General features: G+C 62.3%; 22 protein-coding genes. 14 read left to right on the top strand and 8 right to left on the bottom strand.

All coding sequences use genetic code 11. From position 1 onward, the window contains the following. Positions 1-116 precede the first annotated feature (116 nt). The 9 genes from BLT98_RS27455 (at position 117) to BLT98_RS27415 (ending at position 8,804) form a co-directional block, all read left to right on the top strand. Positions 117-1,637: a B12-binding domain-containing radical SAM protein gene (locus BLT98_RS27455; protein WP_092613369.1), complete on the top strand. Its 1,521-nt coding sequence runs from the start codon at positions 117-119 to the stop codon at positions 1,635-1,637. Positions 1,638-1,694: 57 nt separating this feature from the next. Continuing rightward, positions 1,695-2,828, top strand: a complete 1,134-nt coding sequence (locus BLT98_RS27450) for an MlaE family ABC transporter permease (protein WP_034781349.1) — start codon at positions 1,695-1,697, stop codon at positions 2,826-2,828. Then, positions 2,828-3,727, top strand: a complete 900-nt coding sequence (locus BLT98_RS27445; protein WP_092613367.1) for an ABC transporter ATP-binding protein — start codon at positions 2,828-2,830, stop codon at positions 3,725-3,727. Before BLT98_RS27450 ends, BLT98_RS27445 begins: the two co-directional genes overlap by 1 nt. Further along, positions 3,727-4,686, top strand: coding sequence for an MlaD family protein (locus tag BLT98_RS27440; RefSeq protein WP_034781344.1), 960 nt, complete (start codon positions 3,727-3,729; stop codon positions 4,684-4,686). The genes BLT98_RS27445 and BLT98_RS27440 overlap by 1 nt, the downstream gene beginning before the upstream one ends. A 12-nt stretch (positions 4,687-4,698) precedes the next feature. Next, positions 4,699-5,313, top strand: a complete 615-nt coding sequence (locus BLT98_RS27435; RefSeq protein ID WP_092613365.1) for an ABC-type transport auxiliary lipoprotein family protein — start codon at positions 4,699-4,701, stop codon at positions 5,311-5,313. Further along, positions 5,310-6,497, top strand: a complete 1,188-nt coding sequence (locus BLT98_RS27430; RefSeq protein WP_034781338.1) for a VanZ family protein — start codon at positions 5,310-5,312, stop codon at positions 6,495-6,497. The genes BLT98_RS27435 and BLT98_RS27430 overlap by 4 nt, the downstream gene beginning before the upstream one ends. Before the next feature lie 40 nt (positions 6,498-6,537). Continuing rightward, on the top strand, positions 6,538-6,855 hold the full coding sequence (locus BLT98_RS27425; protein ID WP_034781335.1) for a (2Fe-2S) ferredoxin domain-containing protein: 318 nt from the start codon (positions 6,538-6,540) through the stop codon (positions 6,853-6,855). A gap of 35 nt (positions 6,856-6,890) precedes the next feature. After that, a complete protein-coding gene (locus BLT98_RS27420) occupies positions 6,891-7,544 on the top strand; it encodes an alpha/beta hydrolase (protein WP_092613401.1) in 654 nt (217 codons plus the stop codon). 114 nt (positions 7,545-7,658) lie between these two features. Then, on the top strand, positions 7,659-8,804 hold the full coding sequence (locus BLT98_RS27415; protein WP_034754313.1) for a D-alanyl-D-alanine carboxypeptidase family protein: 1,146 nt from the start codon (positions 7,659-7,661) through the stop codon (positions 8,802-8,804). A 63-nt stretch (positions 8,805-8,867) separates the two neighbouring features. On the opposite strand, the gene BLT98_RS27410 is transcribed toward BLT98_RS27415, so the two are convergent. The 3 genes from BLT98_RS27410 to BLT98_RS27400 are packed head-to-tail and all read right to left on the bottom strand — an operon-like array spanning position 8,868 to position 12,807. Continuing rightward, complete coding sequence (locus BLT98_RS27410) at positions 8,868-10,274, bottom strand: cytochrome c (protein ID WP_092613363.1); 1,407 nt, start codon at positions 10,272-10,274, stop codon at positions 8,868-8,870. A 14-nt stretch (positions 10,275-10,288) separates the two neighbouring features. After that, positions 10,289-12,076 carry a GMC family oxidoreductase gene (locus BLT98_RS27405; protein WP_244517746.1) on the bottom strand — a complete coding sequence of 596 codons (1,788 nt, stop codon included), beginning with the start codon at positions 12,074-12,076 and terminating at the stop codon, positions 10,289-10,291. A 38-nt stretch (positions 12,077-12,114) separates the two neighbouring features. Beyond that, the gene (locus BLT98_RS27400) at positions 12,115-12,807 is read right to left on the bottom strand and encodes a gluconate 2-dehydrogenase subunit 3 family protein (protein ID WP_092613359.1); all 693 of its coding nucleotides are present in this window, start codon (positions 12,805-12,807) and stop codon (positions 12,115-12,117) included. A 230-nt stretch (positions 12,808-13,037) separates the two neighbouring features. On the opposite strand from BLT98_RS27400, the gene BLT98_RS27395 reads away from it, so the two are divergent. Next, positions 13,038-13,601 carry a TetR/AcrR family transcriptional regulator gene (locus BLT98_RS27395; RefSeq protein ID WP_070258737.1) on the top strand — a complete coding sequence of 188 codons (564 nt, stop codon included), beginning with the start codon at positions 13,038-13,040 and terminating at the stop codon, positions 13,599-13,601. Positions 13,602-13,654: 53 nt separating this feature from the next. Next, positions 13,655-14,581, top strand: coding sequence for an aldo/keto reductase (locus tag BLT98_RS27390; protein ID WP_070258735.1), 927 nt, complete (start codon positions 13,655-13,657; stop codon positions 14,579-14,581). A gap of 150 nt (positions 14,582-14,731) precedes the next feature. Here the strand turns inward: BLT98_RS27390 and pssA are convergent, their stop codons facing one another. Further along, positions 14,732-15,472, bottom strand: a complete 741-nt coding sequence (gene pssA, locus BLT98_RS27385) for a CDP-diacylglycerol--serine O-phosphatidyltransferase (protein ID WP_244517750.1) — start codon at positions 15,470-15,472, stop codon at positions 14,732-14,734. A 268-nt stretch (positions 15,473-15,740) separates the two neighbouring features. Here pssA and BLT98_RS27380 point away from each other — a divergent pair, with 268 nt between their 5' ends. Next, a complete protein-coding gene (locus tag BLT98_RS27380) occupies positions 15,741-16,691 on the top strand; it encodes a CAP domain-containing protein (RefSeq protein ID WP_348272753.1) in 951 nt (316 codons plus the stop codon). A gap of 105 nt (positions 16,692-16,796) precedes the next feature. Then, a complete protein-coding gene (locus tag BLT98_RS27375) occupies positions 16,797-17,432 on the top strand; it encodes an Hpt domain-containing protein (protein ID WP_034781319.1) in 636 nt (211 codons plus the stop codon). 9 nt (positions 17,433-17,441) lie between these two features. Here BLT98_RS27375 and BLT98_RS27370 read toward each other — a convergent pair whose 3' ends face one another. Then, positions 17,442-17,639, bottom strand: a complete 198-nt coding sequence (locus tag BLT98_RS27370; RefSeq protein ID WP_034781317.1) for a hypothetical protein — start codon at positions 17,637-17,639, stop codon at positions 17,442-17,444. Between the two features lie 179 nt (positions 17,640-17,818). Here BLT98_RS27370 and BLT98_RS27365 point away from each other — a divergent pair, with 179 nt between their 5' ends. Beyond that, a complete protein-coding gene (locus tag BLT98_RS27365) occupies positions 17,819-19,516 on the top strand; it encodes a M1 family metallopeptidase (RefSeq protein ID WP_092613355.1) in 1,698 nt (565 codons plus the stop codon). A gap of 23 nt (positions 19,517-19,539) precedes the next feature. Here BLT98_RS27365 and BLT98_RS27360 read toward each other — a convergent pair whose 3' ends face one another. The 3 genes from BLT98_RS27360 to yidC all read right to left on the bottom strand — a co-directional run bounded on the left by BLT98_RS27360 (position 19,540) and on the right by yidC (position 23,144). Continuing rightward, a complete protein-coding gene (locus tag BLT98_RS27360) occupies positions 19,540-19,839 on the bottom strand; it encodes a hypothetical protein (protein ID WP_139179390.1) in 300 nt (99 codons plus the stop codon). Between the two features lie 9 nt (positions 19,840-19,848). Continuing rightward, positions 19,849-21,228: a tRNA uridine-5-carboxymethylaminomethyl(34) synthesis GTPase MnmE gene (gene mnmE / locus BLT98_RS27355; protein WP_034781311.1), complete on the bottom strand. Its 1,380-nt coding sequence runs from the start codon at positions 21,226-21,228 to the stop codon at positions 19,849-19,851. A gap of 185 nt (positions 21,229-21,413) precedes the next feature. Next, complete coding sequence (gene yidC, locus BLT98_RS27350) at positions 21,414-23,144, bottom strand: membrane protein insertase YidC (protein ID WP_070258727.1); 1,731 nt, start codon at positions 23,142-23,144, stop codon at positions 21,414-21,416. Positions 23,145-23,150 lie beyond the last annotated feature (6 nt).

The raw sequence follows: 23,150 nt of genomic DNA, 5'->3' as shown, positions 1-23,150 counted from the left end.
GCCGTAGCATTGACAAGTTAGTAATTATTGACAAATGGTAACATGGCATTTCTGGCCGCAGCGCACCGGTGACGCGACAGCGTAAAATAGCGGTTTCGCCGTTTCCATCGCCTCCCATGACCATCCTGCTCTCCACCCTGAACGCCCGCTACACCCACGCCTCGCTGGGATTGCGCTATTTGCTGGCCAATATGGGGCCGTTGCAGGCGCAGACGCGGCTGCAGGAATTCGTCATCGGCACGAAAACCACGGAACTGGTCGAGCGCATCCTCGTCAACAAGCCGCGCATCATCGGTTTTGGCGTGTACATATGGAACGTCGAGGAAACCACCAAGCTGGTAGCCATGCTCAAGCGCGTGGCGCCCGAGGTCATCATCGTGCTGGGCGGGCCGGAAGTGTCGCATGAAGCGGGCGAGCAAGAGATCGTCAAACTGGCCGACTACCTGATCACGGGCTGGGGCGACGTCACCTTCCCCAAGCTGTGCGGCGAGATCCTCAACGGGCCGAAGCCGCTGATGAAGATCCATGCCGGCGTGCAAGCCCCGCTGGCGGAACTGCAACTGCCCTACTCCTTGTATACAGACGACGATATCCGCCACCGCACGATTTACGTGGAAGCATCGCGCGGCTGTCCGTTCAAGTGCGAATTCTGCCTGTCCGCGCTGGACAAGACGGCCTGGCCCTTCGCCCTGGAAAATTTCCTCGCCGAGATGGAATCCCTGCATGCGCGCGGCGCCCGCCTGTTCAAGTTCGTCGACCGCACCTTCAACCTGAACATCAAGACCAGCCTGAAGATCATGCAGTTCTTTCTGGACAAGATCGAGGCCAACCCGGACGATCCCATCTATGCCCACTTCGAACTGGTGCCCGACCACTTGCCCGATGCCTTGAAAGAAGGCATCAGCAAGTTCCCGCCCGGCGCGCTGCAGTTCGAGATCGGCATCCAGAGCTTCAATCCGGACGTGCAATCGCTGGTCAGCCGCAAGCAGGACAATCAAAAGGCGGCCGACAACATCCGCTGGCTGTGCGAGGAATCGAACGCCCACCTGCACGTGGACTTGATCGCCGGCTTGCCGGGCGAGGATGAAGCGAGTTTCGCGGCCGGCTTCAACCAGCTGGTGGCCTTGAAACCGCATGAAATCCAGTTCGGCATATTAAAGCGGCTGCGCGGCACGCCCATCATCCGCCATACGGAAAACTACGGCATGGTGTTCGATCCGCACCCGCCCTACACCATCCTGGCGAATAAACAGCTCGATTTCATGAGCATGCAGCGCCTCGTGCGCTTCGCCCGCTACTGGGACCTGGTGGCCAACTCGGGCCGCTTCGCCAATACGGTGCAATGGATGCTCGGTGATGCGCCGTTTGAAAACTTCATGGATTTTTCGAACTGGCTGTACGCCCACACGGATGCCACCCACCGCATCGCCATGGAACGCCTGGCCAAGCTGGTGGCGCAATGGCTGCAGACGCGCGGCATGAGCGCGGTCGAGGCCAATGCCCTGCTGGCCAGCGACTATGCGGGCGGCGCGCAGGCGGCCGCGCATGGCAAGCCAAGCGAAGTGAGTACTAGCGGCGCCAAGGTGCGCCCGGACGTGGCCCTGCCGCAGCGGCAGGCACGCCATCTGGCTTCCTGACAGGCTGGCGATTGAACAGCGGTGGCGGTCTGCGCCATTCTCCCTTAAACTGGCACGATGCCGACTGTACAATCGCCGAAACTGACCCTCTCCCAGACCAGCTCCCAACAGGGAGCCCTTGTCACTGCCAGCGGCACCTGGCAGGTGCACGCGCTGGCGCATGACAATGCCATCAAGGCCATCGATGCCCAGCTCAAGCCCTTGCAGGGCGATACCAAGGCGCAATGGGACCTGTCGGCCATCGACAGCATGGACCATATCGGCGCCCAGCTGTTCTGGAATGCCTGGGGCAAGCAGCGTCCGGCGCAGCTGACCCTGGCGCCGTCGCAGGAAGAGTTTTTCAGGCGCATCGAAGAAACGGGGCCGTTGGAAACGCCGCCCTCGCGCGCCAACCGCCTCACGCCCGTGATGAAACTGGGCATGGCCATCCTGCTGTTTTTCGAACATTTGAAGGGTTTTATTGCCCTCGTGGGCCAGGTGACGCAGGATATCGGCCGCTTCGCGCGCCATCCGATGCGCGGGCCATGGCGTGAAATTTCCGCCAATATCTTCCATGCGGGCTTCCAGGCGCTGGGCATCACGGCCCTCGTCGGCTTTCTGATCGGCGTGGTGCTGTCCTATCTGTCCGCGCAGCAGCTGCGCGCCTTTGGCGGCGACATCTACCTGGTCAACCTGCTGGGCATGAGCGTCATCCGCGAACTCGGGCCGCTGCTCGCCGCCATCCTCGTCGCGGGCCGCTCGGGCTCGTCCATCACGGCCCAGCTGGGCGTCATGCGCGTCACGGAAGAGCTCGACGCCATGCTGGTGATGGGCATTTCGCACGGATTCCGCCTGATCATGCCGAAAGTGCTGGCCCTGGCCATTTCCATGCCCCTGCTCGTCATCTGGACGGATACGGCCGCACTGATCGGCGGCATGGTGGCGGCCAAGGTGGAACTGAACCTGTCGGCGCGCTACTTCATCCAGAAGCTGCCCGACGCCGTGCCGCTGGCCAACTACATGATCGGCCTGGGCAAGGGCGTCATCTTCGGCATGCTGATCGCGCTGGTCTCGTGCCACTTCGGCCTGCGCATCAAGGCCAACACGGAAAGCCTGGGGCGCGGCACCACCACCGCCGTCGTCACGGCCATCACGGTCGTGATCCTGGCCGACGCCGTGTTCGCCATCGTCTTCAATGGAGTGGGCTACTGATGACGGACGACACCAATATCGCTTGCGGCACCGGCAAGGAAGGCCAGTTCAACCTGCACGGCGACGCGCCCGTGGTGGACATCACCAATCTGTGGACCAAGTTCGGCCGCACCGTCGTGCACCAGGATTTGAACCTGGAAATCGAACGGGGCGAGATCCTTTCCATCGTGGGCGGCTCCGGCACGGGCAAGACGGTGCTGCTGCGCCAGATGCTGGGCCTGGAACATCCGGCGCGGGGATGCGTCAAAGTCTTTGGCGAAGATATCAACCAGGCAAGTTCCGACCAGCTGCAACAGTTGCGCAACCACTGGGGCATGCTGTTCCAGCAAGGCGCCCTGTATTCGGCCCTGACCGTGTTCGACAATGTGGCCCAGCCCATGCGCGAATTGCGCGTGCTGCCCGAAGCCCTGGTGCACGACGCGGTACTATTAAAGATGAACATGGTGGGCCTGGGCCCGGAACATGCGCTGAAAATGCCCTCGGACTTGTCGGGCGGCATGATCAAGCGCGTGGCGCTGGCGCGCGCCCTGGCGCTGGAACCGAAATTATTATTCCTCGACGAACCCACGGCGGGCCTGGACCCGGACCTGTCGGAAAGTTTTGTCGCCCTGATCCAGTCGCTGCACCGCGAACTGGGCTTGACAGTGGTGATGGTCACGCATGACCTCGACACTTTGTTCGCCCTGTCCACGCGCATCGCCGTGCTGGCGGAAAAACACGTGATCGCCATCGGCCCCACGCGCGAGGTGATCGAAGTCGACCACCCGTTCATCAAGCAATTTTTCCTCGGCGACCGCGGCAAGCGCGCGCTGGCCGTCCTCGATGAGAAACAGGCGGCGGCGGGCAATGCGGCGCAGCCAGGCGACGACGCCGGCACAGACAAGAAAGCGGAGAAGTAATGGAAAACAGATCACATGCCCTGATGACGGGATTTTTTACACTCACCCTGCTGGTGGCCGCCATCCTGTTCGGCGTCTGGTTCAACCGCGACCGCGTGGAACGGGTGCCTTACCTGCTCGCCACCACCCTGTCCGTGCCGGGCCTGAACCCGCAGGCGACCGTGCGCTACCGGGGCCTGGAAGTGGGCAAGGTCGACGCCATCGACTTCGACACGCAAAAGGCGGGGCAAATCCTCGTGCACATCAGCGTGGCGCCCGATACCCCCGTCACCAACACCACCTTTGCCACCCTCGGCTACCAGGGCGTGACGGGTATCGCCTACATCCAGCTCGACGATGAACAGGTGGGCTCGAAACTGCTGGGCACCAGCAAGGACAAGCCGTCGCTGATTCCCCTGCGCGCGGGCTTGCTCGACCAGCTGGAAAAGCGCGGCAAACGCATCCTCGACCAGGCCGAGCAGATCACCAACAAGGTCAACAACCTGCTCAGCCCCGAGAACCAGGCGGCCATGCTGGGCGCCTTCAATGAAGTGGGCAAGGCGGCCAAGGCCTTTGGCGCCATTCCGCAGCAGCTCGAGCCGACCCTGACGCAATTGCCGCAACTGACGGAACAGACGCGGCAAACCCTGACGGCCGTCAGCACGGCCGGCAAAAACGTGTCGGACTTGACGGCCACGTGGAAAAAGCTGGGCAACGATATCCAGGCGCCCGGCGGCGTGCTCGACAAGGTCAATGGCACGGTCGACCGGGTCGGCAACTCGGTGGAAACGGTGGCCAATGGCGTATCGCTGGAAGTCTTGCCACAGGTAATCGAGCTGAGCGGCGAGGCGCGCTCCTCGATGCGCGCCCTGAAAACCACCATGAGCACGCTCAATGAACAGCCGCAGAGCATCTTGTTCGGCGCCCCAGACATCCCGCCCGGCCCGGGCGAGCCCGGTTTTTCGGCACCGGGCAAATAAGGAGAACACCGCATGCCTATCCCACGCAATCTCAGCGCACTCGTCCTGGCCGCCGCATTCCTGCTGGGCGGTTGCGCCAGCCGCGGCCCCGTCCCCACGTTTTATGATTTCGGACCGGCCGCGCCGCTGGCCACCGCGCAGCCGGCGGCGCCAGCCGTGCCCGTGCTGGTGATCGCCGACGCCAACGGTCCATCCTGGCTGGACAGCCAGCGCATGTATTACCGCTTGCTGTACGCCGATGCGCAGCAATCGCGCCCGTACGCCTACAACCGCTGGAACACGCCGCCGCTGCAACTGCTGAGCCAGCGCCTGAAGACGCGCGTGGCGCAAAGCGGCGTGAAAGTGCTGTCGACCACGGACGCGGCCGCCGGCATGCCCCTGCTGCGCATCGACGTCGATGATTTTTCGCAAGCTTTCGATACGCAGACGCAGAGCAGCGGCCACGTCTCGCTGCGCGCCTCGCTGTTCCGCGGCCACCGCCTGATCGACCAGAAAACCTTCAGCCGCAGCGGCCCGGCCAGCAGCGCCGACGCGCAAGGGGGCGCGCAGGCGCTGGCGGCGGCCTCGGACGCCATCGCCGCCGACCTGCTGACCTGGCTGGGCACGCTGACCATCCCGAAAGAATGACGGCGCCAGCTTCCCCCGCCAGTCCGGCGGCACCACTGCCGCCCGTCCGCTCCTCGCCCGTGTCGCGCGCGACCCTGCTCGCCTACGTCTTCCTGATCGTGTACGCAAGCTGGTTTCCGTTCACGGGTTGGCACAGCAATGGCCTGTCGCCGCTGACGTTCCTGGAAAACACGCGCATGCCCCGCTACTGGACGGGCTTTGACGTGGGCATCAATGTCGTCGGCTACATCCCGCTGGGCGCCTTGATCGTGTATTCACTGTTTCCACGCATCACGGGTTTCTTTGCCGTCATCGTCGCCAGCCTGTGCGGCATGTTGATTTCCGGCAGCATGGAAGCCGTGCAAACCTATTTACCCAGCCGCGTATCGTCGAATCTGGACTTTTATACGAATTCGGCCGGCTGCTGCATCGGTTCCATCATCGGCGCCCTGACGGCGCGCAAGCTGCTCGACCATAGCCATTTGTACCGCTTGCGCCAGCGCTGGTTTGCCCAGCATGCCAGCCAGGGCCTGGTGCTGGTAGCCCTGTGGCCGCTGGCGCAGATCTATCCGCAAGGCTATCTGTTCGGCCTGGGCCAGCTGCTGCCCATCCTGTCGGACTGGCTGTCGCGCCTGGCGGGCATGGAGATCGACCTGGCCACGTATCTGCGTCCCGACGTGATCTTAACTGTCGAGCAATATTGGCTTTCGGAAACCATCATCACGGCGTGCGGCATGACGGGGGCCGTGCTTACCTTGCTGTGCCTGCTGCGCCGCGCGGCGCCCCGCACCGTGCTGATGCTGATCCTCATCGCCGCCGCCCTGACCGTGCGCTCGATGGCCAGCGCGCTGCTGTTTTCGCCCGAAAACGCCTTCGTCTGGATCACGCCGGGCGCCCAGGGCGGTTTCCTGATCGGCCTGATCATGCTGGGCGGCCTGGCGTTCGCGCCGCACGTGGCGCAGCGCCGCATCGCGGCCGCCACCTTGCTGCTGAGTCTGGTGATGGTGAATACGACGCCGATCAACCCGTACTTCATGTCAACCTTGCAAGGCTGGGTGCAAGGCAAGTTCCTGAACTTCAATGGCGCGGCGCAATTCCTCGCCTTGCTGTGGCCCTTCATGGCCCTGTGGTTCCTGTGCCTGCCCTCGCACCGCCTGAACCGGCAGGAGGACGTGCAGCGCCAGCGTCGCGAAGACCACCCATAAGCGTTATCATGGCGCATTGATGAATCAGCAGGAGAATAGTATGAGCGACGCACCGTATTTTGAACGCCACGTTTTTTTCTGCATGAATAAACGTGAAGACGGCCGCAACAGCTGCGGCGACCATGGCGCGGAAGCGGCCCAAAAGCATTGCAAGCGCCGTATCAAGGAACTCGACATGAATGGCGCGGGCAAGATCCGCATCAACCAGGCCGGCTGCATGGACCGCTGCGAAGAAGGCCCGCTGCTGGTGATCTACCCGGAAGCGACCTGGTACACCTACGTCGACACCAGCGATATCGATGAAATCATCGATACGCACCTGGTGGGCGGAAAAATTGTCGAACGCCTCAAGATTTAATGCCAATTTAAGAGATACCCACCAGTATGAGCATCATGAACAGAAACTCGGAAAAATTTACCCTCGCCGGCCATGCAGGCAGCATGGAAGGCTTGCTCGATTTCCCGGCAGACACTCCGCGCGGCATCGCCCTCGTTGCCCATCCGCATCCGCTGTACGGCGGCACGATGGATAACAAGGTCACGCAAACCCTGGCGCGCGCGTTTGTCGCCCTCGGTTACGTGGTAGCGCGCATCAACTTCCGCGGCGTGGGCGCTTCCGAAGGCGTGCATGACCATGGCGCGGGAGAGACGGACGACATGCAATTGCTGTATGAACACATGCGCAGCCTGTACCCGGGCTTGCCCGTGGCCTTGTCCGGTTTCTCGTTCGGCACCTTCGTGCAATCGAAACTGCAGGAGCGCCTGGCTGCCGCCGGCACACCCGCCGAGCGCCTGGCGCTGATCGGCAGCGCGGCCGGCAAGTGGGCCATGGCTGATATTCCCGCCGACACCATCTTGATCCACGGCGAACTGGACGACACGATTCCCCTGTCCGCCGTCTTCGACTGGGCCCGTCCACAAGACATTCCCGTGATCGTGATCCCCGGCGCCGACCACTTTTTCCACCGCAAGCTCAACCACATCAAGAACCTCGTGATTGCCCTGTGGCATGGTGACAAACCCGCAATCGCAGCAGATGATCATTGAAGTGTGGGCTTACTAGCGCCTCCACGGCTATAATTGATCCGTTTTTTCCACGCGGCCATGCAGGTAGCAACAGCATGGCCCTCAGCCTTCATCTTTTTCTCGCAGACCAGCCCCATGAAAAAACTTTTAGCGGCACTGGCCTCCAGTGTATTTTTCTTTTCCGCCGCCTACGCCCAGAGCGTTCCAGCCCCGACCATCGCCGCCAAGTCCTGGCTGTTGCTTGACGCCACCAGTGGCCAGATCATTGCGTCGCAAGATCCGGACGCGCGCATCGAGCCGGCATCGTTGACCAAGATCATGACGGCTTACCTGACGTTTGCCGCCATCCGCGAAAAGAAACTGGCACTGGACCAAAAAGTGAACGTGTCCGTGCGCGCCTGGAAAGTCGATTCGAGCAGCTCGAAGATGTTCATCGACCCGGCCACCCCCGTCTCGATCGACGACTTGCTGCACGGCCTGATGATTCAATCGGGTAACGACGCCGCCGTGGCGCTGGCTGAAGCCGTTGCTGGCGATGAAGGCACGTTCGTCGTGCTGATGAACCGCGAAGCGCAACGCATGGGCTTGAAAAACACGCGTTTTGCCAATCCGCATGGCTTGCCTAGCCCCGATAACTATTCCACGGCGCAAGACCTGTCCGTGCTGGCCAAGCGCGTGATCGCCGATTACCCGGAATTCTACAAAATCGATTCCATCAAGAGTTTTACGTACAACAAGATTACACAGCCTAACCGCAACCGCCTGCTGTGGCTGGACCCAACCGTCGATGGCATGAAGACGGGCCATACGGAAGCGGCCGGCTATTGCATGATCGCGTCGGCCCGCCGTCCAGGCGGCACCGGCGAGCGCCGCCTGATCTCCGTGGTGCTGGGCACCTCGTCGGACCAGGCCCGCACGCAGGAAAGCCAGAAGCTGCTGAACTGGGGCTTCCAGAACTTCGATACGGTCAAGCTGTACTCGAAGGGCCAGGCCGTGGCCACGCCGGAAGTGTGGAAGGGCTCGAAAGGCACCGTGAAAATCGGTTTCGCCCGCGATGTGCTCGTCACCGTACCAAAAGGCACGGCTGCCAAGATGAAACCGGTGCTGGAACGCAAGGACCCGCTGGTCGCGCCATTGGCTGAAAACGCCCCTGTCGGCAAACTGAAAATGATGGTCGACGACAAGGTCCTGCTGGAACTGCCTGTCGTGGCGCTGGAAACCATCAACCAGGCCACGATCTTCGGCCGCGCCTGGGATTCGATGCGCCTGTGGATGAAATAAGCAGTTAGCACTCCCATAAAAAATGCCCGCAGATGCTGCGGGCATTTTTTTCGTCCGTAGACTTTACTTCGCCGGCGCATCCTTCAGGTGTGGCTTGCGCGCCACGGGCGGAAAGGTGCCGTGGCGGCCTGCCGCAAACGTCGCTTCCGTCTGCGACGCTTCCACCGGCACGGATACCTTGCGCACCTTGGCCACCTGCGCCGCCGTCACCGGTGTGCCGCGGTTGCCCCAGCTGGTCTGGATGAAGGTCACCACCTGGGCAGTCTGCTCGTCATTAAAAATGTCGGCATACGGCGCCATCGTCAGCGCCGACGGCGCCGTGCGCGTGGCCGGCACGGCACCACCCGACAGGACGATATTGATGGCCGATGTGGGATCGTTCGTCTGCAGCACGGCATTGCCGGCCAGCGCAGGGAAGGCCTTGTCGTAACCCTTGCCGTCGGAGCGGTGGCAGCCGGCGCAGCGGTCCAGGTACAGCTGCGCGCCCTTGGAATTGACGATACCGCTGAACAATTGCTTGCCCAGCTTGTCATCGGCCACGAAGGCCGGCGTGGCTGGATTCGACGGCGGCAGGGACTTCAGGTATTTCGCCATCGCCGCCAGGTCGCCATCCGTCATGTGCTGCATGGAATGGGCCACCACATCGTTCATGGCGCCAAACGATGCCGTATGGCTGTTGCGGCCCGTTTTCAGGAATTCGGCGATCTCCGCCGCGCTCCAGCGCGCCAGGCCGCCGCCATGCTCATTGCGCAGCGAGGGCACGGACCAGCCGTCGATGACGCCGCCGCCGGCCAGGAAGGTGGTATTACCCTCGTCCGTCAGCGATTTTTCCTGCATGCCCACGCCGCGCGCCGTGTGGCAGGCGCCGCAGTGGCCCAGGCCCTGCACCAGGTAGGCGCCGCGCAGCAATTGCGCATCGCCCGTGGCTGGCGCCTTGTAGGGCTGCGGCGTGGGGGCAAACGCCCAGCGCCAGATGGTCAAGGGGAAACGCATCGACAGCGGCCACGGGATATCGGCCGCCTTGTTCGGCGTCGGGTCCGCCTTCACGCCATGCATGAAGTAGGCGTACAGAGCCTGCATATCCGCCTCGCTCAGGCGCGAGTACGACGGGTACGGCATGGCCGGATACACGGTGTAGCCGCGCTTGGTCACGCCAGTGCGCATCAGCTTGTCGAAATCGGCAAAGCTCCAGTCGCCAATGCCGGCCTTCTTGTCGGGCGTGATGTTGGTGGAATACACCTTGCCGATCGGCGTTTCCATGCCCAGGCCGCCCGCGAACGGCTGGCCCTTGGTGCCGGCCGTATGGCAGGCGATGCAGTCGCCGGCGCGGGCCAGGTATTCGCCCTGGCGTATCAACTGGGCGTTCGGGGTGGTGGCAGCGGCCGTGGTGGCAGACCAGGCGATGCTGGGGGTACTGGAGGCGAGCGCCAGCAACAGCGCGCCCACGGTATGGGTGAATGTGTTGTTCATCTTCTTGTTCTTTATCAGGCGACCAGGGGACGGGGATCTTTCAGGTATTGCTCGCGGATGGCCTTGGCCGACCAGTAGGTCAGCGCGCAAGCGAGGCCCGTCGGGTTGTAGCCGATACCGACCGGGAACACGCTGGAACCGACGGCAAACACGTTGTGCACGTCCCAGCTCTGAAGGTAGCGGTTGACGACGCTGGTCTTGCGATCCGCGCCCATGGCCGTGCCGCCCGCCCAGTGGGTAGTCTGGTAGTTGCGCAAGTCCAGGTGGTCGCCCACGCTCTTGACGGACACCTTGATCGCTTCCGGATTCATGGCCTCGGCCACCTTCATCATCTTGTCGGTGACGAAACGGCTCATCTTGATGTCGTTTTCCTTCCAGTCGAAGGTAAAGCGCAGCAATTGCTGGCCATACTTGTCCGTGTAGGTCGGGTCGAGGTCGACATAGCAGTCGCGATACGTCATGTTGGCGCCGTGGCAGTCGAAGGAGACCGTGTTCAAATAGCTCTTCTTGACGGCTTTTTTCCAGGCAGAACCCCAGGCGGGCGTGCCGTCCGGCGTGGCGATGCCCGAGATGGGCTTAGAGCCGGCCGGGTTGCACCAGGCGGGCGAGCCGCCGACAAAGCCCAGCGGGCCATGGTCGAAATTGTCGCCATTCCAGTCATCGAGGGCGACGCCCGTGCCGCCAGCGCCGATGAAGGGGTTGGTGTTCGTGTCTTCCTTGAAGAAGGTCTGGATGGTGGACATCATCTGGTAGGCGATATTGCGCCCCACCACGCCTTCATTGCTGACGGGGTCATACGGCTTGCCGATGCCGGAGAGCAAAAACAGATGCGCGTTGTTGTAGGCAAAGGCGCTGGCGATGACCAGGTCGGCCGGCTGCTCGACGGCCTTGCCGTCCGCATTGATGTAGGTCACGCCGGTAGCGCGTTTCTTGCTGCCGTCGAGATTGATGCGCACGACGTTGCAATTGGCGCGCAATTCAAAATTGGAGACCATGCGCAGGGCCGGCATGATGTTGACGTTGGGCGACGCCTTGGAATAGTTGTAGCAGGCGTAACCGGAGCAGAAACCGCAGAAATTGCACGGTCCCATCTGGCAGCCATACGGGTTCGTGTACGGGCCTGACGCGTTCGACGAAGCGTTGACGAACGGGTGATAACCGACGGCCTTGGCCGCGCGGCGGAACAGTTCGGCCGTGTACGGCACTTTTTGCGGCGCCAGCGCGTAGTTGTCGGAGCGGTCGCCCTCGAACACATTGCCGTCGCCGACGACGATGCCGTTGACCTTATACGCCTGGCCCGAGGTGCCGAAGACTTTTTCCACGAAATCGAAGTGCGGCTCCAGCTCGGCGTAGGTCACGCCGAAGTCCTGGATCGTCATGCCTTCGGGGATGAATTTCTTGCCGTAGCGGCGTTCGTAGTAGCTGCGGATCTGCAGCTCTTCCGGCAGGACGCGCCAGTGCATGCCCGACCAGTGCAGACCCGCACCGCCCACGCCCGTGCCGGGCTTGAAGGCGCCGATCTGGCGGTACGGCACAGCCACGCCCGTGATGCTGTGGCGGAAGGTGAACGTGCTCTTCGACATATCCTGGAACAGCTTGCTGCGCTGGATGTAGGTCAGCTCGTCGAGGGTCTTCGGATAGGCGCCGTCGGGATAGGTGTCGCGGTACTCGCCGCGTTCCAGCGCGACCACGTTCAAGCCCGCTTCCGTCATTTCCTTGGCCATGATGGCGCCGGTCCAGCCAAAGCCGACAATCACGGCATCGACAGGCTTCATTTTTACATCTGGTTTGATATCACTCATGATGGTTTTTCTTTTTCTTTGATCTGCTACAAAAAGTCTTATGCGATAGAAACAGGGGGCAGCGGGTATTTCTTGCCGTATTGCTCCACCCAATCCATGTAATCGGCGCGCGCGCCGGGGAATCCCACCATCTTCCAGGCCAGCATGTCCTTGTTGCCACCGTGGACGGGGTCGCAAAAGTAGCCTTCGCGCGTGTTTTGCAGCAACTGGTTGAAGAAGACCTTGGCCGGCACTGCGCCGATGTCCAGGGTGCCCTTTTGCAATTGCGTGATGACGGCATCGCGCTCGGCCGCGTTCAGCTGCACGAAAGGCTTGCCGGACTGTTTATTGACGGCTGCATTGACGCCGGCCAGGGCGCTCTTGTACAGCTCGCGCGGCGCCATGTGGAACTGGTAGCCGAACTGTTCGATCGAGGGCACGAACGGCCCCTGCATGTACCACAGCGCGCCATACGCGTACGGCGTGTTCATCTGCAAGTCGATGAATTCATGCGCGCCCGATTCCAGCGCGCCCGGCCCTTCGCCATCGGCCGGGATCAGCCGGTCGACCAGTGCGCTCAATGTGGCCCATTCGGTGGCGTCAAAAAAGCGCGGTTTGTAGGCAGGCTGATCCTTGGAGACAGCCATGGCCAGGCCGCCGCCGGCGCCGGCCAGCAAGGCCACGGCAGGCGCGGCGCCGACGGCCTTGCGCAGGAAGTTACGCCGGTGGGGCGAAATCCCGATGATTTTCATAGGTTTTCCTCAGGCGGCACGAGCCGCCACAGTGATGGATGTGGGAGTCAGAAAGAAAATGCGGGCACGCGCCGCTGAGATTGCAGGTTTCACGTAGAGATGACTGGAGTATCGCGGCGCGCTGCATCAACCTGCCGGTTAATTGACCAACATGATTGACAAGCAGTTGCTTTGCATTTACGGTGCGCATCGTACCATAATTAAAAGAAACATTCAGAGACAGGTTCGACGTGATCAAAAAAGAGGCAGCGGTGCGTGGCCGCCCGCGCAAGGCGGGCGTGGAAGATGCGGTACTGGAGGCGATCGTCATGCTGGTGCGCCAGCATGGGCTCGACGCCGTGACGATACAGATGGTGGCCGACGTGGCCGGCGTGGGGCGCCAGACGATCTACCGGCGCTGGCCGCGCCGCGAAGACATGCTGCTTGACGCGCTCGTCAAGCGCACGGCGGAAAAGCTGCAGCGCGCGCTCGACATGCCGGACGGCCAGGAAATCGAGGCGATCTGCGCGCGCATCTTCGACAACCTGAACGCCGACGGCCGCTTCACCTGCGATCTCCTGGTGCTGATCCACAATGATGCGGCGGCGCAGCTGCGCTTCCGCGAGCAGATCGTCGCGCCGTGGATCACCCTGGTGGTGCAGCGCCTGGTCAACATCGGCGTGCGCGCCGACCTCGACCTGCGCCTGTTTGCCTTCATGCTGCAATCGGCACTGGTGTACCAGATGCAACTGGGCGGCCAGCTCGACGCTGCCCTGCAGGAACGTTGCTGCCGCTTTATCCGCAGCATGCTGTAGCACTGGATATAATCGGGGCATCACCTTCTTCGCCACCATCAGAAAGCCAGCCCATGAGCCATGTATTTCCCGCCAGCCTGCAAGCGCCGCGCAGCCGTTTAAGCAGCAACGGTCCCGAACTGTCGCGCATCGTCGCCGGCATGTGGCGCATCGGCGAGTGGAATATGTCGGCGCAGCAGCGCCTGGCCTTCATCGAGCAATGCCTGGCGCTGGGCGTGACCAGTTTCGACCATGCCGATATCTATGGCGATTACAGCGCCGAAGGCCTGTTCGGCGAAGCGCTGGCCCTGCAGCCAGGCTTGCGCGACAAGATGGAACTGGTCAGCAAATGCGGCATCAAGCTGCTGTCGCCGCACCGGCCCGGCCACGCCATCCAGCATTACGACACGAGCGCGGCACACATCACCAGTTCCGTGGAACACACCTTGCGCCAGTTGCACACGGACCGCCTGGACTTGCTGCTGATCCACCGTCCCGACCCCCTGATGGATTTTGACGAGATCGCCGGCGCCTTCACCCAGCTGCAGCAGGCGGGCAAGGTCTTGCACTTTGGCGTATCGAATTTCAGCCGCCACCAGTTCGAGTGCCTGCACCGGCGCTTTCCGCTGGTGACGAACCAGGTAGAATTTTCACCGCTGCACGTGGCGCCCCTGTTCGATGAAACCTTCGACGGCTTGCAGGATGTGGGGGTGGCGCCGATGATCTGGTCGCCGCTGGCGGGCGGCCGCCTGTTCCAGGGCGGCGACGCGAATGTGGAGAATTTGCGCAATGTCATCAAGCAGATCGCCGACCAGCTGCAGCGTCCGTTTGCCAGCGTGGTGTTTGCCTGGATCATGCAACTGCCATGCCGTCCCCTGCCGCTGACGGGCACGGGCCGCATCGAAGCCGTGGGCGTGGCCGTGGAAGGCACGCAGTTCACGCTCAGCCGCAGCGACTGGTTCGCCATCCTGCGCGCCGCGCGCGGGCACGAGGTGGCTTAATACTTAGAAGGTCTAACAACCGTAGCGAGCGGCAGTGAGGCTCGGCGCCCCCGTTGGCCAAAGAAGCGCAGCTGTGCGAATGCACGGGGACGCCGAGTCAGTGAGCATCGCAGGCCGCAAATCGCGACGCGCAGTAGGTTGTTAGGCGTTCTAGTCGATCTCGTCAGGGTCGTTGAATACCTGCGGCAGCGCAATACCGCGCCAGCCCAGATACCACGCCAGGTTGAGCAGCAGGGTGGCGGCGATGTAGACGGCGAAGAACAGCGCGAAGAAGCTGGTCTTCAGCCACACCAGCAGGGCGGTGGCGACGATCAGCACCAGCAGCGCGGCCAGGCTTTTCTTTTGCTTGGAGCTGGGGAAACGCAAGGTCGACACCATCAAGCTGCCCACGCCCACCAGCAGCAGCATCAGCAGATAGCTGTGCAGCATGGAATCGATGGGCGCCGGCCAGGCCACCACCACGGCCGCCACGCAAGCGGCCCCGGCCGTGATCGGCATGCCGACGAAATACAGGGGATCGGTACGCCCCACGTTCACATTGAAACGCGCCAGGCGCATGGCGCCACACGCGACAAAGAAGAAGCTGGCCATGCCGCCAAAGCGCAGCAGCAGCGGATCGTGCACGCCCATCTGCACAAAACCATAGCAGTACAACAGGACGGCCGGGGCGCAGCCGAAATTCATCACGTCGGCGATGGAATCGAGCTGCACGCCAAACTGCGAACTGGTGTTCGTCAGGCGCGCGACATAGCCGTCGAGCGCATCGAACACGCCGGCCAGCACCAGCAAGGCGGCGGCCAGGCGGTAGGCATCGGCGTCGCCGACAGTCGCGTTATCGACGGAAATGACGATGCTGGCAAAACCGCAGGCTATCGAAAGCAAAGTCACCATGCTGGGCAAGGCGTACTTGGCGCGCTGCAGGCGCGACTTGGGCAATGTGTTCAAATTTGTGGGCAATCAAAGAAATCGGTAATGAGGCTACGCAGCGGCAAACGCTGCACTATGCTCATTCTACCCTGCGCAGCTGCGGCACCGTCCGCGCACGAGCGCGCGACATATCTTGTCATGGATGCTCTACGGCATATAAAAATGCCTTAGAATCGTTTTACAGGGCAGCACGTTGGCTTACCGCTGTCCGCCTACCTATACAGGAGTCAACTTGATTGTCTCGTCACTGCGTTGGAAATACTGGATACCCGCCCTGCTGAGCGCAGCCCTGCTGAGCGCCTGTGGTGGCGGCGATAGCGGCGACAAGACGTCGCTGAGCACCTCGACCCCGGCCGGGCAGCTGACACAGGAGCCCGGTGCTCCCGTCCTCAGCAACAATATTGCCACCGATGGCTTCAACTGGTTCAACTACCGGCGCAGCCAGATCGGCCTGTCGCCAATGGTGCGCAATGGCTTGATCGACAGCGCGGCCCTGGGCCATTCCAACTACTTGAATCTCAACAATACAGTGGCGCACGAGCAAGTGCAGGGCAAGCCCGGCTTTACCGGCGTCAAACTGGGCGACCGCCTGGCCAAGGCCGGCTACGTCGTCACGTCGCTGCAGGGCGAAGTCATCGCCGGCGCCAGCAATACGTCCGGCTTTTACCTGGCCGAGGAACTGGTCACGGCCATTTATCACCGCTTCGTCATTTTCGAGCCCCTCTTCAAGGAAGGGGGCGCGGGCGCGGCCGTCAGTGGCGCCGGCTATGCGTATTTCACCACCGACCTGGCCGGTAACCGCAGCTATGGCTCCGGGCTGGCAGCAGGGAAAATCGTCACCTACCCATTCGGCGGCCAGCAAAAGGTAGCCGTCAGTTTTTCCAGCGATAACGAAGCACCCGATCCCGTGCCGAACCAGGACGTGGTCGGCTACCCGATCAGCGTGCATGCCAACTACGGCACGACCGTCAGCGTGACGGCGTTCAGCGTGCGCCAGCGCGGTGCCGCCGCGGACTTGACGGTGCGCCTGCTCACCAGCGGCAATGATGCACATACACCAATCTCGGCCGCGTCCATCATCCCGCTGGCGCCGCTGCTGGCGAACACGGCCTATGACGTGAGTTTCATCGGCAAAGTCAATGGTGCGGACGTCACGCAGAGCTGGTCATTCACGACACGCTAGCGATATTGCCGACTGCCAAGCGGGCGCAGCGTCGGGTACGACTGGATGTAGAATAGCTGTTCCTGCTTTACGGCAATTGACAAGTTTTCGGGCGCTCTGCACAGCATGCTGAAACCACACGCCACTTGCGATGATGATGCCGCCGTTGCGGCATCCGACATGGTCCGCATTCTCGATGTCGAGAACGGACTGGGCCGCATCATGGGCGACCGCATCCTGTACCTGAAAATCCTGCGCCGCTTCCTGCATGACCACGGCACCACGCCGTGCCAGATCCGCGCCGAATTCGACACGGGCAACTATGCCTCCGCGCGCCTGAAGGCGCATACCTTGAAGGGCGCCGCCGGCATGATCGGTGCGCGCCACGTGCATGGCCTGGCCGAAACGCTGGAGTCGGCACTGCGTGCGCAAGCGCCCGACCTGGCCCGGCAAATGCTGCAGCTGGAACTGGCGCAGGATCAATTGCTGGGCGCGGTCAGCAGCATGCTGGGCACGCCGGAGGCAACCCACACGGCGGCGCAGGACGTGGCGCCCGATCCGGCCGCGCCCGCCATACAGCTGCTGCTGGCGCGCCTGGCCAGCCATCTGCGCGAAGGCGACGGGGCGGCCATCGACATCCTGGAAAACTCGGCCAGCCTGCTGGCGGCCAGCCTGGGCGTCAACGTCTATCAGGAAGTGGCAGCCGCCGCGCACGAGTTCGATTTCGACGGCGCGCTGGCGGCACTGCTGCGGCGCCGCTAGTCCCCACGCTCAACGGTGGTATTGCGCCTCTTCCGCGTAAGCCATGCCGCAACTCTTGCCGCAAAAGCGGCGCACGGCGTCGAGCGGCTTGTCGCAATACCAGCACGCGCCTTTTGGCGGCAAGGTAGCGATCAATTCCGGCATGGCGGGCAATGCCGCCAGCACCTCTCCCTCGCGTTCCACGACGTCCGGCTGTTTGCTGTCCATGGCGCTTCCTTTCCTAGCGGCACTTCAAGGCCGCTCAGCAAGATTACGTCAGCACAGTTTGAAGCCCATGACATTTCTCAACGGCGGCCACGCTTGCCCCATCGGCACTTTGAAATTTCCAAACGACAACGTTGTCACTTCACACTACAATCAGTGTTCCGTTCACTTGCGCGCTCGCCATGAAACACATCCCTCTGCTACTCTCCTGCCTGCTGCTCAGCGCCTGCGCCACGCGCGCGCCCACTGCCTACACCCTCAATTCGGGCGCCGAACGCACGCCGGAGCAATTGGCGGTGGTGTTCGAACACGCCGACCTGACCTTGCGCATCGACCCGGCCAGCCGCAGCATCGCCGGCGACGCGCGCCTGACCTTCCTGGCCACGCAGCCGATCTCGCGTTTCGCGCTGGACCTGGACCGCAACCTGCCGGTCGATGCCATCGAAATCGACGGCAAGCCGCTGCGGCCGCAAGACTATGTCAACCCGGACGGGCGGCTGAGCATGACCTTGCCGGCCACCCTCGCGGCAGGCGCGCGCACCACCATCCGCATCGTCTACCACGGCGTGCCGCACGTCGCCGTGAAAGCGCCGTGGGATGGCGGCATGGTATGGTCGAGCACGGCCGATGGCGCGCCGTGGATCGCCAGCGCCGTGCAGGGCGAGGGCTGCGACCTGTTCTGGCCCTGCATCGACCATCCAATGGGCAAGGCCCAGCTGATCGACCAGCACATCCAGGTACCGGCGCCGCTGGTGGCGGCCGGCAACGGCATCGCGCTTGGCATGGATGAGGCCGACGGCTGGCGCACCTGGCACTGGCGCGCCAAACACCCGAGCACGTATGGCATCGCCCTCAACGTGGCGCCCTACCGCAGCCTGCAGGGCGAGTATGCGAGCCGCTACGGCAACCGCATCCCCCTGCAGTTCTGGTACTTGCCGGAAAGCGAGGCGAAGGCGGGCGCCCTGTTCGCGGAATTGCCGCCCATGCTAGATTTTTTTGAAAGCGTCATCGGCCCCTACCCATTTGGCGATGAAAAAGTCGGTATCGCCGAAACGCCGCACAAGGGTATGGAACACCAGACCATCAATGCCTATGGCAACAAATTCGCCAAGACCAGCTATGGCTACGATGAACTGCTGCAACATGAATTCGCGCATGAATGGTTCGGCAACCAGCTGACCAACAGCAACTGGGACGATATGTGGCTGCACGAAGGCTTCGGCACGTATATGCAGCCGCTGTACATGCAATATCTGCGGGGAGAACAGGAGTATTTTGCTTCGTTGCAGCAAATGCGCGCCGGCATCGTCAACAAGGCTCCCATGGTCTCGGGCAAGCCTAAAAGCGAGGAAGAAGTCTACGACCTGAAAAAGGGCGGGCCGGGCGGCGACATTTATGTGAAAGGGGCGCTGGTGCTGCACACCTTGCGCGGCCTGATCGGCGACGACGCGTTCTTCCGCGCCGTGCGCCTGCTCGTCTACGGCACGGAACAGCCGCAGCCGGGCCAGTTCCAGCCGCGCTATGGCAGCACGACGGAGTTCATGGCCATCGTCAACAAAGTCACGGGCAGCAATTACGACTGGTTCTTCCAGGCCTATCTGTACCAGGCCGCGCTGCCGGAACTGTCCGCCGTGCGTGACGGCGACACCCTGCGCCTGCTATGGAAGACACCTGCCGACATCGCCTTCCCGATGCCGGTGGAAGTACGTATCGGCAAGGAAATCCATACCGTTTCCATGTCGCTGGGCTTTGGCGAACTGCCCCTGCCGGCTGACGCCACGTACACGCTCGACCCGCACTCTCGCGTGCTGCGCCGCGCAGAGCATATCGAAACGTTCCAGAAATTCAGGGAAGAGCAGGCCAAGCACAAGAAGAGCTGAGCTGCCACAAGTCAGGGCAGCCGCTATTTCCGGAAACTGCGCACCGCGTCATTGGCATTATCGGCAATGATTTTTTGCAGCGTCGCCTGCCCTGCATACTTGGCGGACAGCCGTTTCCACTGCCGCTGCGCCTGGCCGCATGAGCTGGCGACGGCTTGCGTGATCTCGCGCTGGCGCGCCTTGTCGTTGTCATCCCATTCGCCGGCAAAGTGTTCGCACATTTGCGCATGCTCAATGAACTGCGCCACGTCGCGCGGCAGCTTTTCCTCTGCTTGAGCCAGCAAGGGCAGACAGCACAGTACGGCAGCGATCAACATTTTCATCGCTTCCCCTTACTTGCCGATGCAGAAACGGCTGAAGATCACGCCCAGCAGATCGTCAGGCGAAAACTCGCCCGTGATGCTCGACAGCTGCACCTGCGCCAGGCGCAGTTCTTCGGCGAACAGGTCCAGCGACTGGTCGTCCTGCGCCGCGTGCTCGGCGGCGATGTCCAGGTGCTTGCCGGCCGATTTCAAGGCGATCAGATGGCGTTCGCGCGCCAGGTACAGCGATTCGCCCGTCTGCTGCCAGCCGGCGATGCGCAAGAGCTCGGCGCGCAAGAGGTCGATACCGATGTGCTCGTGCGCCGACAGATACACGTGCGTGGCATCGGGCAAGCTGTCGACGCTGGGCTTGTGGCCCGACAGGTCGATCTTGTTCCACACGCGCACCACCGGCACGCCTTCGGGGAAGGCGGCGACGATGGTTTCATCGGCCAGGGTGGGGCCATGGTCGGCATCCAACAGGTGCAGGATCACGTCGGCCTTGCCGATCTCTCCCCACGTGCGTTCGATGCCGATGCGCTCGACGGCGTCGATGGTGTCGCCCGCGCTGCGGATGCCGGCCGTGTCGATGATGTTGAGCGGAATGCCCTCGATCTGGATGGTTTCGCTGACCTTGTCGCGCGTGGTGCCGGCGATCGGCGTAACGATCGCCACGTCGGCGCCCGCCAGCGCGTTCAGCAGCGACGATTTGCCCACGTTCGGCTGGCCCGCCAGCACGACATTGAGGCCTTCGCGCAGCAGCGCGCCCTGTGCCGCCTGCGCAAACACTTTATTCAGCGCTTCGATGACGGCCTTCAATTGACCGCGCGCATTCGATTTTTCCAGGAAGTCGATTTCTTCTTCCGGGAAGTCCAGGGTCGCTTCAACCAGCATGCGCAGTCCCGTCACCTGCTCCACCAGCGCGTGGATGGTGTTGGAAAACGCGCCCGACAGCGATTGCGAAGCGGACTTGGCGGCCGCTTCCGTGGAGGCGTCGATCAGGTCGGCCACGGCTTCGGCTTGCGCCAGATCAAGCTTGTCATTCAAAAACGCGCGGCGCGTGAATTCGCCCGGTTCGGCCAGGCGCAAGCCGCTGTCACGGCCCGCTTCCAGCACGCGCGCCAGCAGCAATTGCAGCACCACGGGGCCGCCATGGCCCTGCAATTCCAGCACGTCTTCACCCGTGTACGAATGCGGACCCTTGAAGTGGATGGCGATGCCCTGGTCGATGATGGCGCCATCGCTTTCCGTGAAGGGCAGATAGGTGGCGTGGCGCGGTTTCAGTTGCTGCGCGCCGAACAGGGCGGCCATCAAAGGGGCGAGATTTTTGCCGGAGGCGCGTACCACGCCGATGCCGCCGCGTCCGGGAGCGGTGGCGATGGCGGCGATAGGGGAAGAGTCGAGTTTCATGGGGATATTGTAATAGGTACGGCAAGGGAAGGTGCAGCAACGTAGGTCGGCTTAGCGCGCAGCGCGTAAGCCGGCGCAGCACACGCTGGCGATAGTGTCGGATTACGCGTGGCCTTGCCACGCTAATCCGACCTACAAGAATTAAAAAGCCCGCACTAGGCGGGCTTTCTGGTCGCTGGCCGGACTTACTTGACGGCAGGCGCGTATTTCTTGGTGATCACCCATTGCTGGCCGATCGACAGGACGTTGTTGACGACCCAGTAGAGTACCAAACCCGACGGGAAGAAGAAGAACATCACCGAGAATGCCAGTGGCATGAACAGCATCATCTTCGCTTGCATCGGATCGGCCGGGGCCGGGTTCAGCTTGGTCGTGATGAACATCGAGATCGCGTACAGCACGGGCAGGATGCACCATGGGTCATGCTGGGCCAGGTCGGTGATCCAGCCGATCCATGGCGCGCCGCGGATTTCCACGGACGCGTTCAAGACCCAGTACAGGGCGATAAAGACGGGCATCTGGATCAAAATCGGCAGGCAGCCGCCCAGCGGATTGATCTTTTCCGTCTTGTACAGCTCCATCGTGGCCTGGTTCATCTTTTGCGGATCGCCCTTGAAGCGTTCGCGGATGGCTTGCATCTTCGGCGTGACCAGTTTCATCTTGGCCATGCTGCGGTAGCCGGCGGCCGACAGCGGGAAGAACAGCAGCTTGATCAGGATCGTGAAAGCGATGATGGTCCAGCCCCAGTTACCCAGCACGCTGTGGATCTGTTCCATGACCCAGAACATCGGCTTGGCGATGATGGTCAGCCAGCCATAATCCTTGACCAGTTCCAGGCCAGGCGAGACGTTTTCCAGCAGGTGCGCGATTTGCGGACCCGAGTACAGCTTGCTGTCCATGCTGGCCGAGGCGCCTGGCGCCAGGGTAGGCAGGGGCAGCACGTTGCCGATGGCGTACAGGTTGGGGCCGACCTTCTTCGTGAAGATGTCGCGCTTGGCGTTCTCAGGCGGAACGAAAGCGGACACGAAGAAGTGTTGCGAAATCGCAAACCAGCCGCCATTCGCCGTCGCCGGATGCAAGCCCTTCATGGCATTGTCGTTGCCTTTCTTCTCGTCTTCTGCGGCCGCTTTTTCGATTTTCTCGAACGTCAGCTTCTGGTACTTGTCCTGTGGCGTGTACAGGGTCGGACCAGTGAAGCTGCTGTTGAAGAACGAATCGCCGACCGGCTTGTTGCCGTCATGCGTCAGTTGCAGATACAGCTGCGGCGTGACAGGCGCCGCGCCCACGTTGGACACGTCGTGGCGCACGTCGATGACGTAGTCGCCGCGCTTGAAGGTAAACGTCTTGGTCAGCTTGACGCCGCCTTCAACCGCTTCCATCACCAGTTGGATCTGCTTGCCGTCGGCCAGGGTACGCACGCCAGGCTGCACGGTGAAGCCGCTCGCGTGGGTAGGGAACGGACCGCCGACCAGGCCCGATTGCGCCAGGTAGGTGTGGTTCGCGCCTTCGTCGAACAGCACTTCGTTTTGCTTGCCGTCGTCCGGCTGGCACCATTTGAAGAGGCCGAAGCAACCGCCAAACCAGCCCGGATTGCCCGCGCCCTTGAATTTCAGCAATTCCAGACGCTTGACCTGGCCGCCCAGGGTGTCGATATCGACCTTGATGACGTCGGTGGTGATGGTAATCACTTCGCGCTTGAACGCGGCGGGATCGACAGCCTCGCCCGGCAGGGCAGGCACGCCTGCCGCAGCTGGCAGGGCAGCCGTCTTGGCAGGGGTCGCAGGCGCCTTGGCGGTTTGTTCCGTGTTCGCGGAGAACATCGACGGCTTGCCGTTCGAGATCATCCATTCGTTCCAGAGAATTACCAGCGAGACGGAAAACACGATCCACAGGATGGTACGTTTATTGATATCCATTAGGGT

The organism is Janthinobacterium sp. YR213 (assembly GCF_900099875.1).
Lineage (GTDB): Bacteria > Pseudomonadota > Gammaproteobacteria > Burkholderiales > Burkholderiaceae_D > Janthinobacterium > Janthinobacterium lividum.
Note: the sequence above shows the minus strand (reverse complement) of the source record. Positions and strands in the feature narration are given on the sequence as shown.